General features: G+C 42.1%; 13 protein-coding genes and 1 other RNA gene. 1 reads left to right on the top strand and 13 read right to left on the bottom strand.

Annotated features, from left to right (window positions below):
• Positions 1-37: 37 nt before the first annotated feature.
• The 13 genes from ELZ47_RS01035 to ELZ47_RS00975 all read right to left on the bottom strand — a co-directional run bounded on the left by ELZ47_RS01035 (position 38) and on the right by ELZ47_RS00975 (position 13629).
• On the bottom strand, positions 38-928 hold the full coding sequence (locus ELZ47_RS01035; RefSeq protein ID WP_126435005.1) for a hypothetical protein: 891 nt from the start codon (positions 926-928) through the stop codon (positions 38-40).
• A 72-nt stretch (positions 929-1000) separates the two neighbouring features.
• Entirely contained in the window at positions 1001-1984 is a 984-nt protein-coding gene (locus ELZ47_RS01030) for a hypothetical protein (RefSeq protein ID WP_126435004.1), read from the bottom strand.
• A gap of 72 nt (positions 1985-2056) precedes the next feature.
• Complete coding sequence (locus tag ELZ47_RS01025; protein WP_126435003.1) at positions 2057-3301, bottom strand: hypothetical protein; 1245 nt, start codon at positions 3299-3301, stop codon at positions 2057-2059.
• A 393-nt stretch (positions 3302-3694) separates the two neighbouring features.
• Positions 3695-4234, bottom strand: coding sequence for a PepSY domain-containing protein (locus ELZ47_RS01020; RefSeq protein ID WP_072074704.1), 540 nt, complete (start codon positions 4232-4234; stop codon positions 3695-3697).
• A gap of 206 nt (positions 4235-4440) precedes the next feature.
• A complete protein-coding gene (locus ELZ47_RS01015; protein WP_126435002.1) occupies positions 4441-5781 on the bottom strand; it encodes a HAMP domain-containing sensor histidine kinase in 1341 nt (446 codons plus the stop codon).
• The gene (locus ELZ47_RS01010) at positions 5759-6436 is read right to left on the bottom strand and encodes a response regulator transcription factor (protein ID WP_126435001.1); all 678 of its coding nucleotides are present in this window, start codon (positions 6434-6436) and stop codon (positions 5759-5761) included. Before ELZ47_RS01010 ends, ELZ47_RS01015 begins: the two co-directional genes overlap by 23 nt.
• A 292-nt stretch (positions 6437-6728) precedes the next feature.
• On the bottom strand, positions 6729-7742 hold the full coding sequence (locus ELZ47_RS01005; protein ID WP_125434010.1) for a hypothetical protein: 1014 nt from the start codon (positions 7740-7742) through the stop codon (positions 6729-6731).
• 30 nt (positions 7743-7772) lie between these two features.
• On the bottom strand, positions 7773-8708 hold the full coding sequence (locus ELZ47_RS01000; RefSeq protein ID WP_126435000.1) for a hypothetical protein: 936 nt from the start codon (positions 8706-8708) through the stop codon (positions 7773-7775).
• A 78-nt stretch (positions 8709-8786) separates the two neighbouring features.
• Positions 8787-9644 carry a hypothetical protein gene (locus tag ELZ47_RS00995; RefSeq protein WP_126434999.1) on the bottom strand — a complete coding sequence of 286 codons (858 nt, stop codon included), beginning with the start codon at positions 9642-9644 and terminating at the stop codon, positions 8787-8789.
• A gap of 134 nt (positions 9645-9778) precedes the next feature.
• Entirely contained in the window at positions 9779-11128 is a 1350-nt protein-coding gene (locus tag ELZ47_RS00990) for a glucose-6-phosphate isomerase (RefSeq protein WP_126434998.1), read from the bottom strand.
• Positions 11129-11512: 384 nt separating this feature from the next.
• An RNA gene (ffs, locus tag ELZ47_RS00985) (signal recognition particle sRNA small type) lies at positions 11513-11610 on the bottom strand.
• A 12-nt stretch (positions 11611-11622) separates the two neighbouring features.
• Positions 11623-12093 carry a tRNA adenosine(34) deaminase TadA gene (gene tadA, locus ELZ47_RS00980; RefSeq protein ID WP_126434997.1) on the bottom strand — a complete coding sequence of 157 codons (471 nt, stop codon included), beginning with the start codon at positions 12091-12093 and terminating at the stop codon, positions 11623-11625.
• A 243-nt stretch (positions 12094-12336) separates the two neighbouring features.
• On the bottom strand, positions 12337-13629 hold the full coding sequence (locus ELZ47_RS00975) for an adenylosuccinate synthase (protein WP_002928215.1): 1293 nt from the start codon (positions 13627-13629) through the stop codon (positions 12337-12339).
• A gap of 297 nt (positions 13630-13926) precedes the next feature.
• On the opposite strand from ELZ47_RS00975, the gene gshAB reads away from it, so the two are divergent.
• On the top strand, positions 13927-16179 hold the full coding sequence (gene gshAB / locus ELZ47_RS00970; RefSeq protein ID WP_126434996.1) for a bifunctional glutamate--cysteine ligase GshA/glutathione synthetase GshB: 2253 nt from the start codon (positions 13927-13929) through the stop codon (positions 16177-16179).
• Positions 16180-16252: the final 73 nt, after the last annotated feature.

The following is a 16252-nucleotide window of genomic DNA, read 5'->3' as shown; positions in this document are numbered from 1 at the left end:
TGCCTACTGATACTTTTAGCTCTCAAGATAGCTAACATCAGGTGATATGTTTTTCGTAAAGAAGATAGTCACCGGCCTGAGAAACGGTAAACCAGAGACTTACATATTTCCCATCCTCCAACTTATATAAAACATTCAGCTTTTGACCACTCTCGCCACCGGAATCAATTTCTATGTATTTTGATAGACCAAACTTCTCTAAAATTTCCTGATAGCTAGTTCCATCTTCGTTTTGAAACTCTTTACCAAGAACAAGATGTTCAAAATCTTCCTCTTTTAGATCCGTTCGGCTTTGAACATGCTGCGAACTAGCAAGATTATAAGAATAAATACCTGACAATTGATATTCATTATTTATTTTTTCAAAGTAGAAAGACAAACGCTGCCGCGGTTCTTCTCGAGAATAGAAAAGACTCATGCGCCCATCAGTCTGATTCAGGAAAGGAGCTAGATTACCTGACTGCGCTTTACCAAATTTCTTAACAATATCCTTGGGTGTTAGTCCAGACCCGCTTCGCTCATCAACAGCACTTGTTTTCTGTAGTTGAAGCTGGCTAATATCCTCATAAGTCCAGTCAAAATGATTGTTCCCCTTATCCACATATTCGTCCAATACTCTCTGAGGGGATAAGAAATATTCAAACCGTTCCACCAAATAAGGAACTGATAAAAGCAAGAGGATGGACAAGAAACCTACTGATAACCACAGCACTTGTTTATTAAAAAGCTTACGTCCAAGAATTCCTTTCCTGTCTCTCTCAACCGTAGTAGAGCTCTTGTTTTCCACCCTATTCTTCGCAAATTCTTGGTACTCTGCTTCAGTAATAGCTAGATTCTGTTCTCCTTGAACTTTTCCTGCTCTCTTCTGACCCTGTTGAAATTTAGTTTGACGCTTCTGACGCAGACTCTCCCAGTCTTTTCTTGCCATCCTTCTCTCCTTTATGAACCAACTATCATCCCCAAACAAATAATTCTAAACCATAGAATAAGAATCTTCTTATCAATAAACATACTTCCGAGTCAGTCGATAATCTCCTGTCTTTGATAAGGCAAAGTCTAAGTAAAGATAGCTTTTATTCGTCAGCTTATATTTGAGATAGACAATCGTTCTGTCTTTATAGTCTACAGACTTGTTGATAACTTGTGGCAAACCAAAACGCGACACCACATCTTGAATGTGGGCACCTTGTCCAAATTCGTCTGCTTTCAAGTCCTGGAAATCTGCTTCAGTCAGCGTTTCTGAGCCACTTGAGTAAAGCGAACTGCTCAGTTGGTTACCACGAATTGTGCTCAGTCGGTACTTGCCGTCAATTTTTTTTAACAAAAGACTAGCTGTTTGTTGTCCACTCGATTCACTATAAAAAAGATAAAGTGTATCGTCGCTACCGTTATTGCTTTCTCCTCCAGAAGTTGCTTTCCCAAACCGTTCGATAATTTCTTCGGCAGTTGGAGCGTCTTGTCCACTTCCTTGCTGTTCAGATGAATAGACTTGAAGAGCTAAGATATCATCAAATGTCCAAGCGAAGTTAGCTGCTTTCTTATCAACATAAGCTGTCGCTTCTTGAGAAGTCTCATCCTCAGGAACCTCCCATGAGCGAGATGATGTTTCCGAAAAAGAGTAACTCTCACTTTCCTTACTAGAGGACCAACTAGATTGATAGGTGTTGCGTTCCTGACTTCCCTTATTTGAAGAAACATATCGAAAAATAGGAATAAGCACCAATATCACTAAAAGAATTGACCCGCTTGTCCAGACCCACTTTAAATTTTTTCTCCTCTTCTCTACAAACTCCCCTTGCTTCCAATCAGTTTTTGTTTCGAGTTTCTTCTCTCCTGTTGGTAACTGTTGTGATTCTTCTTTCGTTTTATCAATATCAGGACTTATTTGAGGTTGTCGCTGCTCTTTTTTAGCTGACGCCGATTTACCTCCTGTAAATTTAGCCTTGTGCTGTTGTCTCAATGACTCTAAATCTCTTTTTTTCATCCATTCTCCTATTGTATTTTTTAAACTCTATGCTTTTAGCACCTTGAACAAAATTAGCTTCTACATCAAGCACTAAGTGTTTGTTTCTCCTACTCCATCCTCTAAGTCAGGACTTTTTTCTAATATATAATCTTGAGAATCAGAGACTTCAAAAGAAAGATTAACTATTTGTCCATCAGATAACTGGTAACTAATAGACACTTTGCTAGAAGATATGTAATTTGTATAGATAGAAAGACTATCTGGCAATCCCAATTGACCGACAACTTCTTGGTAGGATTTTCCTTTCTCTATACCAGAAAAATCTTGACGAGTTAATTGAGAATTTCGATTTGGCAAACTGTTGCTGCTAAGATGATGACTAAACAGAGAATCTAATTTAGGCGTTCCCACACTACCGTAACTAGAAAAAGAAATTGAAACCGAAGCATTTGATCCTGCATCAGGATAATCTAAATTCAGTGTTATTATTTGATTATCATAATTATGTTCTCTCCCAGATTTCGCTTTTCCTAACTTAGCAACCACTTCATCTGCTGTTAAACGAGAGGCAGTTCCTTTAAAATCCGCAAACAAAAGTGCGATATCATCATAAGTGATATGGAACTGATAGTCTTCTCCAGCAATCAATTCTGAACGATTAGTAGAAGTTAAATCCTTTTCGCTGTTAGATGACGTTCCCCCCTGATAAATATCAAAAGAATCATTATAAATATTATTTGTTTTAGAGCTCGGATTGGAAACTAGCCCTGCAGCTCCTAGTCCTATGAGTAACATAAAAAACGCCCACATAAGTTTCCAACCCATAGAACTATCAGATGAAGTCTCCGAATTTTCCTTCCAAAAAGCCTCATTCTCTTCTTTTTTAGCGAGCTCCTCAGCACTAAATCTCGGACGCAGCTCATACTCTTCTGCTTCAGATACAAGTTCTGAGTCTGGACGATTAGTTTCATCCTTAAAATAGAGTGATTCTTTCTTCTTAGATTTCAAGGATTCTAAAGCAAAAATAAGGCGAGATAACTCCCTCCGCCTCAGGTACAAGAAGTCATCTGACTCAGCCGTTGAAACTCGTTTAATCTCTGTTTCAGTTCTCAAACCGTCTGGAGTCTCTGAAACATCCTGATAGCTTAACTGAGCTCCACTATCTTTGTCGCTTACATTAATTGCTGTATTAGAAGAGGGTTCATTGTACTCAATGTTTTCTACAGATTTTTTGGATGGGGATACAGAATGATTGACGCCCCCTCTTTTAGGCTGAACCTTGTTAAATTTTGATTTATGTTCCCGTCTTAAGGCTTCCAGATTTCTTTTTTCCATATATTCTCCCAATCATATTTTTTTAACTAATCAGCATTAATAAGATAGCATTTGTCATTCATTTCGATAGAACTACTCGGAAAGACAGACACTAACTTCTCTTTCTTCAATAAGCTAAAAATACTATATCTGTATCAATAACTTTTTTAAAATATCATTTACTCTTTAGATTATTTTGCAATAAAATAACTGATATGAGACTTAAAATGAATAGTCCCTTTAACATCTTAGTTCAGACTTTCCCTAAAGACTCTGAAAAGGCAGTTCTTCGCTAAGACAGTCTTGTTCCAGTATATCATATTTTGAACAGGTTTAGCTCTAAATCTACAAGGAAAAAGGCACGAACTCTCGTTCGTGCCCAACAAAGCAATTCCAAACTATATACCAACGATATTATTTAATTCTTTCGTTCAAAATGTTCCCACTGTTGGCATCAATGGTCATTTTGATCTTTTGCGTACCGTTCAGAGCTTCTACCTTGTAGACTACCTGACCGCTCCAAATATCCAGCTCTTCGTCATAAACATGGGCTTGAGGATATTTTTGCTGCAAGATCTTCTCAGCATCTTCAAAGGTCAATTGCACATTAGTCTGAGTCAGTTGCATGTCCTCATTGTCATCAATTGGCTCTTCCTTGGCTTTGAGAATGCTTCCTGTTCGAGCATCAATCTTGTACTCTTTTTCTGTAAAGCCGTCCAATACCGTTACATCATAGTATACAGCACCAGCTTTATTTCCGTCTAAATCAATAGAAACGACTTTCCCTGAACCAGCTGTCTGCAAGGCAATCGCCTTAGCGTCTGAAAGAGTTACGGTTGCTGCCTGAATCCGAGTAGCTTGCTTATACGAATCCGCTGAAACAACAGTTGCTGCTCCACCTGCTAAAATTCCTACTGCCAAACCGGCTAATAAGATTCCTTTTAGTTTTTTCATGGCTCGTCCTTCCTTTCTAAAACTTGACCCTAGAAATCAAAATCAGGCGAGGAAAACACCGTTCCAGTTAATGCATCCTAGACCATTCTTTTCATTTCAAAGGGGAGAGCTATCAAATGTTATTCATTTGATACTTATATTGTACAAGGACTAAATGAATCTAAAATGAATTTTGAGGAAAATTAAAAAATAATTCGAAAAATCTTTTATTTCTTCTCCAGCTGGAAAGTCAGGATAAAGCGACTTCCCTGGCCAAGCTCTGATACCAGCTCTATCTGAACCTGATGCAAATCAGCGATTTTTCGAACCAAGGCTAGTCCCAAGCCACTTCCCTCTCGGCTGTTTTTATTTCTGGCTTGGTCAACTTGATAAAACCGATTCCAGATTTTATCGGCCTCAGACGGAGCAATACCAGCACCATTATCCGCCACCGTCAGCTGACAAACGCCATCTAGCTTACGTAAGGAAAGCTCAATGCGGTCCTTCGTAAATTTCAAGGCATTGCTAATCAGATTATCCAAGAGACGGTGAAGCAGAAGCTCATCAGCAACAATCCAGCAATCCTCATCTATGGAAGCTTCTAAAACAAGCCCACGCTCCTGACTTAGCTTCTGGAAGTCTGTCATCTTATCCGTCAGTAAGTCAGACAGAGACAGGGATTTTTTGACGAGAGCTGGCTGATTCTCAAGCCTGGACAGATCCAAGATATGGCTAATCATCTCCTTCATGCGCTTGGTCTGACGGTTTATGATTTCAAAAGATTCCTTGGATTCATCCAGATTTTCTGCATAACGAAGGCCATACTCACTCTCCGATAGAACAACCGCCACCGGTGTCCGCAGCTCATGAGAGACATCATGGTTAAACTGCTTTTCCCGCTGGAAGGAAGTCTCCAGCGAATCCAGCATGAGATTAAAAGCCTTTCCCAGACGATGCAGCTCATCATCCTTATCTTTCAGAGCCAGCCGCTTGGAAAAGTCTCCGCTCTCGCGAATTTCTAATGCCGTCTGAGATAGCTGATCTACCGGCCTCAGGGCTTTTTTGAGAATCCAGCAACCACCAGCAATAATCAAGATTAATAGAAATGGGGAAATGAAGACCAGGGACGTCAAATAATCAATCCATTCATGATTACTATGACTGCTCAGAGTTACCGCCCGTAGCCACTGACCGCCATTTTTCATCTCAATGTCAAAATAGAGATAGGTCTTTTGATCAACTGTCGCCGTCGTTACAACAGATTGGTTAAAAGGAAGAGTCTCATCAAAGCCAGATGGCAGACTTTTTCTGACAAGGTTTCCCGAACTATCATAGATTGAATAAAAAATTCCATCATCCATAGCCTCGTACTCACTGGGCTGCTGGCTTATTTCCGTGGCTGACTCAATCAGCTCCCGCTTGGCTGCTGCATCTGCCAGATTGCTGGATAACAGAAAGGCCAGACCCAGCAGCACTAGAATAAAGACAAAGAGAAAACTGCTGTACCAAAGAGTAATGCGTAGAACAATGCTGCCTTTTTTCTCCTTATTCCGAGCTCCAGATAACATAGCCTACTCCCCTCTTGGTGTGAATAATGGACTGCTTCTTGTCCTGATCAATCTTGCGGCGAATATTTTTAATCAGAACATCAATAATATTGGATTCTCCTTCATAGTCAAAATTCCAGACATGGTCTCGAATCTGCTCCCGCGACAGAATATGATCTTGATTGCGAGCTAGGTATTCCAGCACTTCGTATTCCTTGGCTGTCAGCTCCAAGACTTGATCATCTTTCAGGACAGCTTTTTTAGTCAGATCCAAGATGACATCTCCTAGATCAATCTTCTGGTTGACCAGCTCACGTTGCTGTCGCCGCAAAAGAGCCCGCAGCCGCGCCAAGAGTTCTTCAAACTCAAAAGGCTTGACCAGATAATCATCTGCCCCCAAGTCCAAGCCCCTAATCTTATCTTCCAAGCTGTCACGGGCAGTCAGGACCAAGACAATGACTTGCTTTCCAGCCTGACGGATCTTCTCCAGAAAGGCAAAGCCGTCCATACGAGGCATCATAATATCTAGAATGATTAAGTCATAGTCCACCATTTCCAAAAATTCCAGAGCTTCCTCTCCATCAAAAGCACTGTCCACACTAAAATGCTCTTTCTTGAGAAGCTTGGTCAAACTGCGATTTAGATCCGCTTCATCTTCCACCAACAATAACTTCATCAGGACTCCTTTCCAATCTTGGTCTTTCGTTTTTCAAAACCATCACAAGAATAGCAATCACATCTAAAAAAACTGAGCTAATTGAGTTTCTAGCAGCTAGATGAAAGTCTAGCATAATACTGCTACATCTCCTCCGATTGTAACATATAATCAGGGAAAGGAAAACTGCTGCTGTTCAAGGGTCAACAAGCCAAGGATAGATTAATTGACTACGAATTTCTTGGAGTCACAAAAAGAGCGCAGATCTACAAGCCTCAACCAGCTGTAAGATAAGCACTCCTATTCATTTATTCTATTTAGAAAGATTACTCAATAGGTACTGTCCGTTTTCCTGACGGATAAAAGTCAAAGTTATCTCCTTATTTGAAGAAGTTTCATAGTTTATAAGCATCTTCGGCTCTGATTCACCATCCCCATAAACTGAGATATGTTGATATTCTGGGTATTCCTTGATTACTTCTTTAAAGGAAGAACCGCCCTCGCCTGTTTCCGCATCACCCATCTTTAAGCTCTCTGTAATCTGGCTAGATACATTTTTATTATAGTCGTCACTACCGGGCATAATACTCATACCCTGAAGATGATAGCTGCCATCCTCGTGTTTCATAAAGGTCAGAGTGGTATAACTAGAGTCAGGTAACCAAGACAATGAGAGCCCTTCTTCCTGAAACGTCACACTGCTGGCCAAGCCAAAATCTTTGACTACTTGTTCTGGGGTCAATCCTTCATCATCCGCACTAACAATGTTCAGCTTTTCAAGGTCTTTCACTTCCCACTCATATACATCCTCTTTTGACGGAGCCACAAAAGAAGCAACATCGCTTTGATGTCCCTTTCGAGACAGACTTGGCACACTTCCACCACCCATAAAATCATTTAGGAAATAGCCGCCAAGACCTCCTAATAATAGTCCCGCTGCCAGACCTATTCCTAAAAATCCTATCAGCTTGCCCGTACTATTTTTCTTTGGCTCTGGACTTGGCTGGCCAGCGAAGTTTGCAGCTTGCTGTGGTCCGGTAAAGTTCTGACCAGCTGGATTAAATCCCTGAGGAATTTCTTTTTGAAAAGCAGGATTTCCCCAATTATCCTGCTGAGGCATCTGCTGCTGAGGAGCATCAAAAATGGGTTGCTGAACACCAAAATCTTGATTAGGATTCGGCATTTCAGGACTGCCCCCTTCTACTGGGAGAGGCTGCCCCTCTGTTGAGTTAGCTGCAAATTGTCCTGGGTCTGATGACTGGGGTTGCTGTGGATAGGGAGCTAATCCTTCTAAAGATTGTTCCTGCGGTTTATTTTGTTCTGACATCGTTTCTCCTTTTATTATTTGAGTTCTATTTTATTTATTGGCAGTAGCGGACAAAAGATAGTTTCCATCCTCCTGCTGAACGAAGAACAACCTATAAGTACCATCATTAGGAGCATCATAAGCCGCCTCCATAATGGTTTGACTAGTATCCTCACTGAAATCTTCATCTACACGAATATAGATACTCCTCGGACTGCCATATTCCTTAAAAACTTCCTTATAGGAAATGCCGTCCTTACCAGTCTTTGCATCGCCTTTTTTCAGTTTTTCAAAGTAATCAGCCGCCATCGCTTCGTCCTCAGCATTATGCTTGCTTCCTTCAAAGCGAATATTGTAGATATGAAGGCTATTCAGATAGAAACCATCTTTTTTCTTCTCGAAATGCAGAGAAGCGGTTTGATCTGTATAATAAATCGGCCACTCTTCCTCATCATCAGAAGTTTGAAACGTTCCCCACTCTAAATCCAGACTCTTGCTAGAGATCTCCTCTTTTAAGGCCTTGCCATGCTTATCGAGAATATCTTCCACAGAAGTACCATTCGTATCTGTCTGAATAGTATTGAACCGTAACTCTGACAAACTATCAATATCCCACTTGAATTCAGTAGTATCTGGGTCAATGTACTGATCTGATTGATCTCTCTTTGATGCTCCGGCATCAGCCAAAGGATGCAGCACAGGATATTCCCCTTTGATGACATCCGCCACTCCTATGCCATAGCCCCAGATTCCACCTCCGATTAGTCCAAGACCAAGAGAGAGCAGGGCTCCGCCTATCAGGATTCCTTTCCAAGATTTATTCTTGGTCAAAGGTGGGGTTGGTCCCTGCGGACTTGAAACATGGCCTTGCTGAGGTTGAAAATGATGCGGGAATTTCTCTTGCGACTGAGCATTCCTTGAAGGCTCAAAAGAATGCTGTGTTTGCTGTTCTGTCAATCTTCTTTCCTCTTTTTTGTTTTTTTCCAATATTCTTATCAGTTCTCTTTTAATAACGAAATGCTTTGAAAGCAGTCAGTCACAAAAGATAAACTAAATAACTAAAACTTACATTTCCTCTGACTTTATATATAAGAAATTTCCATCTGGCTGGCCTACAAACAGAAGATAGTTATAACTATCTTCTGTTTTATAAGTCACCTCAGCAATCAGACGGTTGGAGATAATCTTATTATCCACGTCACGTTCGGTTGTGATGACAATTTCTGACGGAACAGGATGCTTCTTCAGGACCTCTGATAAAGCAGTTCCTCCTTCACCCGTTTCCTTGTCTCCTTCTTTCAAACGTTCAAGGTCTTTGGGAGATAATACGCTCCAATCTGTCGTTTCCTTCCCTTTTCTATATTCTTTAAAAGAATCTCCAACTACCACTTGTCTCAGATAGTAGTTCTGGTCAACTTTATCAAATTGAAAAGAAATATTTTGCTCCTTATCCCTGACAGAAGGGCCCCATCGGAGTAACAGACGATTGCGATCATATTCTGCTGAACTAGCCAAGCCATAAGTTTCAACGATTTGATCAGCCGTCAGACCTAATCCCTCATCATTTGTATAGCTCAACCGTCCCAAGTCTTTCAAAGTCCAATTAAACTGAACCGACTGCCCGTCTGTAGTAAAGCTGTCACTCTTGTCTTTGGCTTCTTCCTGAGCCTTACTCAGACGCTTAATCCTTTGTATATCCTTATTTGTCTGCGCCTGCTTGCCGATAAAATAAGCTGAACCGCTGCCAATCAAAAGACCAATTATGAGAGCAAAAACTGAAAGTCCTATGACTTTTCCGATATTGCCCTTCTTATCAGGCACTCCTTGTGGTTGCATCTGCTGGAAATTCCCTTGCATTGGCTGGCTAGTTTGATTGACTTGCCAAGCCCCTTGCGCTTGACCTTGACCGTCTTTTTCTGGCATGCTTTTCTCCTTATAAGTTTTGTTGATTTGTCATATTGCAAAAACATTGAAAAGCAATGACAAATTTTACAATATTATAACATAAATTATTCTTCCAATCAAAAAACCTCCCCTAAGGGAGGCTCCATTTCCTATTACAAACGTGCATTCAATTCTTTGCTCAATTCTTCAAATCCTGGTTTACCAAGAAGAGCAAACATATTTCTCTTGTAGGCTTCAACCCCTGGTTGGTCAAATGGATTGATGGCATTCAAGTAACCTGAAAGGGCAATGGCCAATTCAAAGAAGTAGATGGTGTAGCCAAGAGTGAAAGCATCTTGCTTTGGAAGAGTCACATACATATTTGGTACGTCACCATCTGTGTGGGCAAGAAGAACACCGTCAGTCGCTTTTTTGTTTACAAAGTCAACGTCTTTTCCTTGAAGGTAACCAAGTCCGTCAAGGTCTTCTTCCAAGCTAGGAATAATCACGTTCTTACGGGGTTTGTCAACACGGACAACTGTTTCAAACATGATGCGAGTTCCTTCTTGGATAAATTGACCCAATGAGTGCAAGTCAGTTGAGAAGTTAGCTGAAGTTGGGTAGATACCTTTTTGGTCTTTCCCTTCTGATTCACCAGCCAATTGTTTCCACCATTCTGAAAAATATTGAAGTGATGGCTCGTAGTTTACCAAGATTTCAGTTGCATAGCCTTTACGATAAAGGATGTTACGAACGGCTGCGTATTGGTAAGCTTCATTTTCAGCAATCTTGTCTGAAGTATAATCTTTACGAGCTGCATTTGCACCTTCCATAAGGGCTTTGATGTCAGCACCTGATGCAGCGATCGGAAGCAATCCAACTGCTGTCAAGACTGAGAAACGTCCACCGATATCATCTGGCACCACAAATGTTTCCCAACCGTTGGCATCTGCTTCAACCTTAACAGCACCTTTTTGGCGGTCAGTTGTTGCATAGATCCGTTTGTTGGCTTCTTCTTGACCGTATTTCTTAACCAAAAGTTCTTTGAAGACACGGAAAGCGATAGCTGGTTCAGTTGTTGTACCAGATTTAGAAATCACGTTTACTGAGAAATCTTTGTCTGCTACATACTCTACCAGGTCAGCAAGATAAGTAGATGAAATTGAGTTTCCAGCGTAAAGGATTTGTGGCGCTTTGCGCTCTTCTTTTGTTTGCAAGTTTGCAAAGTGGTGGTTCAAGAAGTCGATAGCCGCTTTGGCACCAAGGTAAGAGCCACCGATACCGATAACAACCAAAACATCGCTGTCTGATTTGATTTGCTCAGCAGCCTTCAAGATGCGGTCGAATTCTTCGCGGTCGTAGTTTTCAGGAAGGTCCAACCAACCTAAAAAGTCGCTTCCAGCACCAGTTCCTTTGCGAATCAATTCATCTGCTGCTGTTACTTGTGCTTGCATGTATTCCACTTCATGTGGGGCAACAAATTTATCTAAAACTTTTGAATAATCAAATTTAATATGTGACATGATATTCCTCCATTTTTTATTCCACTCTATCATATCGCTTTCATACTTATTTAGCAAGTAATTTATTGTTTTAAAGCGTTTCCAATTTATTTTTTTATAAATGGGCTGACGCTAGTAGCCATCTGAAAGCAATCGTTTGCGTAAGTCAACAAATTTTAGCCTTATATTGAGAAGAATAATTTTGATTTACAAGAAAACCAATATGCTTCTTAAAATTGGATGTCAGCTGAATTCATTTCAGGTCCGTTCAAACTAGATTCACTGCTCCAATATTCATCTGCGCCTTGCAGGTTTGATTCATTATACTTCGGAACCTAGTTCTCGCTTCGCTCAAACTGCGTCAATGTGCCTAAGTTCTTCTGCGTCCTTTGAACTTGATTCACTAAGGTACATAGAAAAAGAGCACACAGTTTACATCGCTTAGGGCTGCTGGATTCCTCCCCTGACCCGCTTCGCGCAAAACTGTTGCTCCATGAATAGTATATCACATTTTTTTACTTTTGGCGACGATTTCTAAAAAAATCTTGCATGATTTGAGCACAATCTTCTTGAAGGATACCTGTTTCCACCTCTACTCGGTGGTTAAGTCGCTCATCTGTCAGAATATCATAAAGGCTTCCAGCTGCTCCAAACTTTTGATTTGCTGCTCCATAGACAACTTGAGGAATGCGCGCTAGACCGATTGCTCCGCTACACATGACACAAGGCTCGATGGTCACAAAAAGCGTTGTATCCAGCAAGCGCCAGCTATTTTCATGCCGATTCGCCTCTTCAATAGCCATAATTTCCGCATGCATAACAGCCCGCTGCAGCTCCTCACGTGCATTGTGACCGCGGCCGATAATCTTACCTTCTTTAACCAATACACAGCCGATGGGAATTTCATCATGAGCCAGAGCAATCTCCGCCTCCTTTAAAGCTTCCCGCATAAATGCTTTTTTTTCTTCAATCGTATAATTCATCATTATCTTTCTAAATCTCTAGTCGTCTATCTCATTATACCACAAGCCTGCCGAACTTCTAAGAAAAAGTAAAAGCCACCGCTGGGGTGACTTTTAGGAGATTATTATGAAAAAGTTTAGGATTTTTAAACAAAGTTAGGAGGTCTTTGTTTATGCTGTTAGTATAAAATATATATCTTAAATGAATCTTAAGATGAAATTTTCTTACAAAAAAGCACAAGAAGCAATTTCCTTGTGCTGACTTTTTTATAAATTAGACCAGACGCTTTCCAAGATATTGGTCTGCTCGCGGCCAGGACCAACTGAGAAGGTAGAAATACGAACACCAACCAACTCACTCACTCGGCGAACATAGTTGCGGGCATTTTCTGGTAATTCTTCCAGACTGCGGACACCGGTGATGTCCTCTGACCAGCCTGGCAGCTCTTCGTAAATCGGCTTGCAGCGCTTGAGCTGTTCCAGACTAGCGGGGTAATGGTCAATTCGCTGCCCATCCAAGTCATAGGCTACACAGATTTTCACTGTATCCAGACCGCTCAAAACATCGATGGAGTTAAGCGAAAGATTGGTAATCCCTGATACACGGCGGCTATGGCGCATGACAACAGAGTCAAACCAGCCTACCCGACGCGGACGACCAGTGGTGGTGCCATATTCATGGCCGATATCACGAATGCGGTCACCAACTTCATCGAAAAGCTCTGTTGGGAATGGTCCATCTCCGACCCGACTGGTGTAGGCCTTGCAGACACCAACTACCTTGTCAATTTTGCTCGGACCAACACCAGAACCGATGGTGACTCCCCCTGCAACTGGATTAGAAGAAGTTACAAATGGATAAGTACCTTGATCAATATCCAGCATAACCCCTTGAGCCCCTTCAAAGAGCACTCGCTTGCCTTGATCCAGCGCATCGTTGAGGATGACAGAGGTATCGGTCACATACTGCTTAATTTGCTGTCCATATTCATAGTATTCTTCAAAAATATCATCAAAGTTGATTGCTGTACTATCGTATAATTTCTCAAAGAGGCGGTTTTTCTCAGCTAGATTCCGCTCCAAGCGCTCTCTGAAAATATCTTTATCCAAAAGGTCAGCGATGCGGATACCGACACGAGCAGCCTTGTCCATATAGGCAGGGCCGATTCCCTTGATTGTCGTCCCGATTTTATTGTCACCTTTTGCTTCTTCCTGCAGACGATCCAGCTCGATATGGTAAGGCAAGATGACATGCGCTCGATCAGAGATACGAAGGTTATCCGTCGTCACACCCTCTTCATGCAGGTAGTTCAATTCTTTGACCAGAGATTTGGGATTGACCACCATTCCATTTCCAATGACAGAGATTTTTTCTGGGAAGAAAATCCCTGACGGAATCAGGTGCAGCTTGTACTTCTTGCCGTCAATCACAATAGTGTGGCCGGCATTATCACCACCCTGATAGCGGGCAATCACTTCGGCATTAGCTGAAAGGAAGTCCGTAATCTTCCCTTTTCCTTCATCTCCCCACTGGGTCCCTACAACAACTACTGATGTCATGATTTTGTCTGAGCTGAAGCAGCTCTTCCTTTCTTGAAAAGCAGGCAGGAATCTCACCTGCGATTATATTTTATACCTCATTATATGAAAAATTTAACAATTTTTCAAGATGGGACCCATTCTTGATTTGCTTTTTCCCTTTTGAAAACGAATTAAATTTTCACAAAATCTGTATTTTCTGAAATTTAGCAGTTTATTAAAAATAAAAGTTCGGAATTTTTGTAAAATCGTAGCGGAAATTTGTTTTCTTTTTCCGTTTGTAATAGACTAAAATTACTACCATAGGACGGTGAAACGATGACGATTAATCAATTACTGCAGAAACTGGATACAGCAAGCCCTATTCTCCAAGCGACCTTTGGTCTGGAGAGGGAAAATCTGCGGGTGACAACTGACGGACACTTAGCTCAAACTGCTCATCCGAGTCAGCTTGGTTCCCGCAATTTCCACCCGACCATCCAAACAGACTTCAGCGAGCAACAACTGGAACTAATTACACCTATTGCTCACTCGACTAAGGAAGCACGGCGCTTACTGGGAGCTATCAGCGATGTGGCAGGCCGCTCGATTGACCAGAGTGAACGCCTCTGGCCTCTGTCCATGCCACCGCAGCTGACTGAAGAAGAGATTGTCATCGCCCGCCTGGAAAACGAATACGAACGCCACTATCGAGAGGGGTTAGCGAAAAAATATGGCAAAAAACTACAGGCCATCTCCGGCATCCACTACAACATGGAGCTAGGAAAAGATCTGGTCACTGCTCTCTTTCAGGTCAGCTCCCACCATTCACTCAAGGACTTTAAAAATGACCTCTATCTCAAGCTGGCTCGAAACTTTCTGCGTTTCCGCTGGATTTTAACCTATCTCTACGGGGCAGCCCCTTTGGCAGAAGCTGGTTTCTACAGTCAGGACATTTCCCAGCCTATCCGCTCTTTTCGTAACAGCGACTATGGCTATGTCAATGAAGAGAATATTCAAGTATCCTACGCTTCTTTGGAGCAATATGTAACCGATATTGAAAACTACGTTCAGTCAGGCGAGCTCAGTGCTGAAAAAGAATTTTACTCAGCCGTTCGCTTCCGTGGACAGAAGCACAATCGTGCCTATCTGGAGCAGGGTATCACCTATCTGGAATTTCGCTGCTTTGACCTCAATCCTTTTGACCATTTAGGCATTAGCCAAGAGACCTTAGATACTGTCCATTTCTTTTTACTGAGCCTGCTCTGGCTAGATGATGTAGAAAATGTTGATGTAGTATTAAAAGCTGCCCATGACTTGAACCAAAAAATTGCTTGCAGCCACCCGCTGACTGCCCTGCCAGATGAGGCAGACAGCTCAGCAATTCTCCAAGCCATGGAAGAGCTCATCCAGCATTTTGAACTGCCAACTTACTACCAAAACTTGCTTGAGCAGCTTAAGGAGGCACTACTAAATCCTCAGCTAACCCTATCTGGTCAGCTCCTGCCTCATATTCAGCAGGATTCCTTAATAGCCTTTGGACTAGAAAAAGCAGAGGAGTATCACAGCTACGCTTGGACAGCTCCTTATGCCCTCAAAGGCTATGAAAATATGGAATTATCCACTCAGATGCTGCTCTTTGATGCTATTCAGAAGGGGCTGAATGTCGACATCTTAGATGAAAACGATCAATTTCTCAAGCTTTGGCATGGTCACCATGTGGAGTATGTCAAGAATGGCAATATGACCTCCAAGGATAACTATGTCATCCCTCTGGCCATGGCCAATAAAACGGTCACTAAAAAGATTTTGGCTGCAGCTGATTTTCCCGTTCCGGCTGGAGCAGAATTTTCTTCCCTAGAGGATGGACTGGCCTACTACCCTTTGATTAAGGACCGACAAATTGTTGTCAAACCAAAATCGACCAACTTCGGATTGGGCATCTCCATCTTCCAAGAACCGGCTAGTCTGGAATCTTATTGCAAGGCTTTGGAGATTGCTTTTTCAGAAGATACTGCTGTCTTGGTGGAGGAATTTATCGCTGGAACGGAGTACCGTTTCTTTGTCTTAGACGGTCAGTGCCAAGCAGTCCTCTTGCGGGTGGCGGCCAATGTCGTCGGAGACGGTCAGCATACCGTGAGAGAATTGATTGCCATCAAAAATGACAATCCTCTGCGGGGCCGAGATCATCGTTCACCGCTTGAAATCATTGAACTGGGGGACATTGAACTGCTCATGCTGGACCAGCAAGGCTATGGACCAGATGATATCCTTCCTGCTGGAGTCAAGGTTGACTTGCGGCGTAATTCCAACATTTCTACTGGCGGAGACTCGATCGATGTCACAGACAGCATGCACCCATCTTATAAGGAACTCGCTGCTGACATGGCAAAGGCTATGGGAGCTTGGGCTTGTGGCGTTGACCTCATCATCCCTGACAGCTCTGCTATCTCCACAAAGGAAAATCCCAACTGTACCTGCATTGAGCTCAACTTCAACCCCTCTATGTATATGCACACCTATTGTGCTGAGGGGCCGGGACAAAGCATCACCCCTAAAATATTGGCCAAACTTTTCCCAGAAATGGACTGATAACATAAGAATCGCAGGGCATTCCCTGCGATTTTTGTTTGCAGGTTAGGATTCCTAATCTTTAAGCCGAGCT

This window comes from Streptococcus sanguinis, assembly GCF_900635155.1.
Classification (GTDB): Bacteria; Bacillota; Bacilli; order Lactobacillales; family Streptococcaceae; genus Streptococcus; species Streptococcus sanguinis_G.
This window is presented reverse-complemented; position numbering and strand designations above follow the sequence as displayed.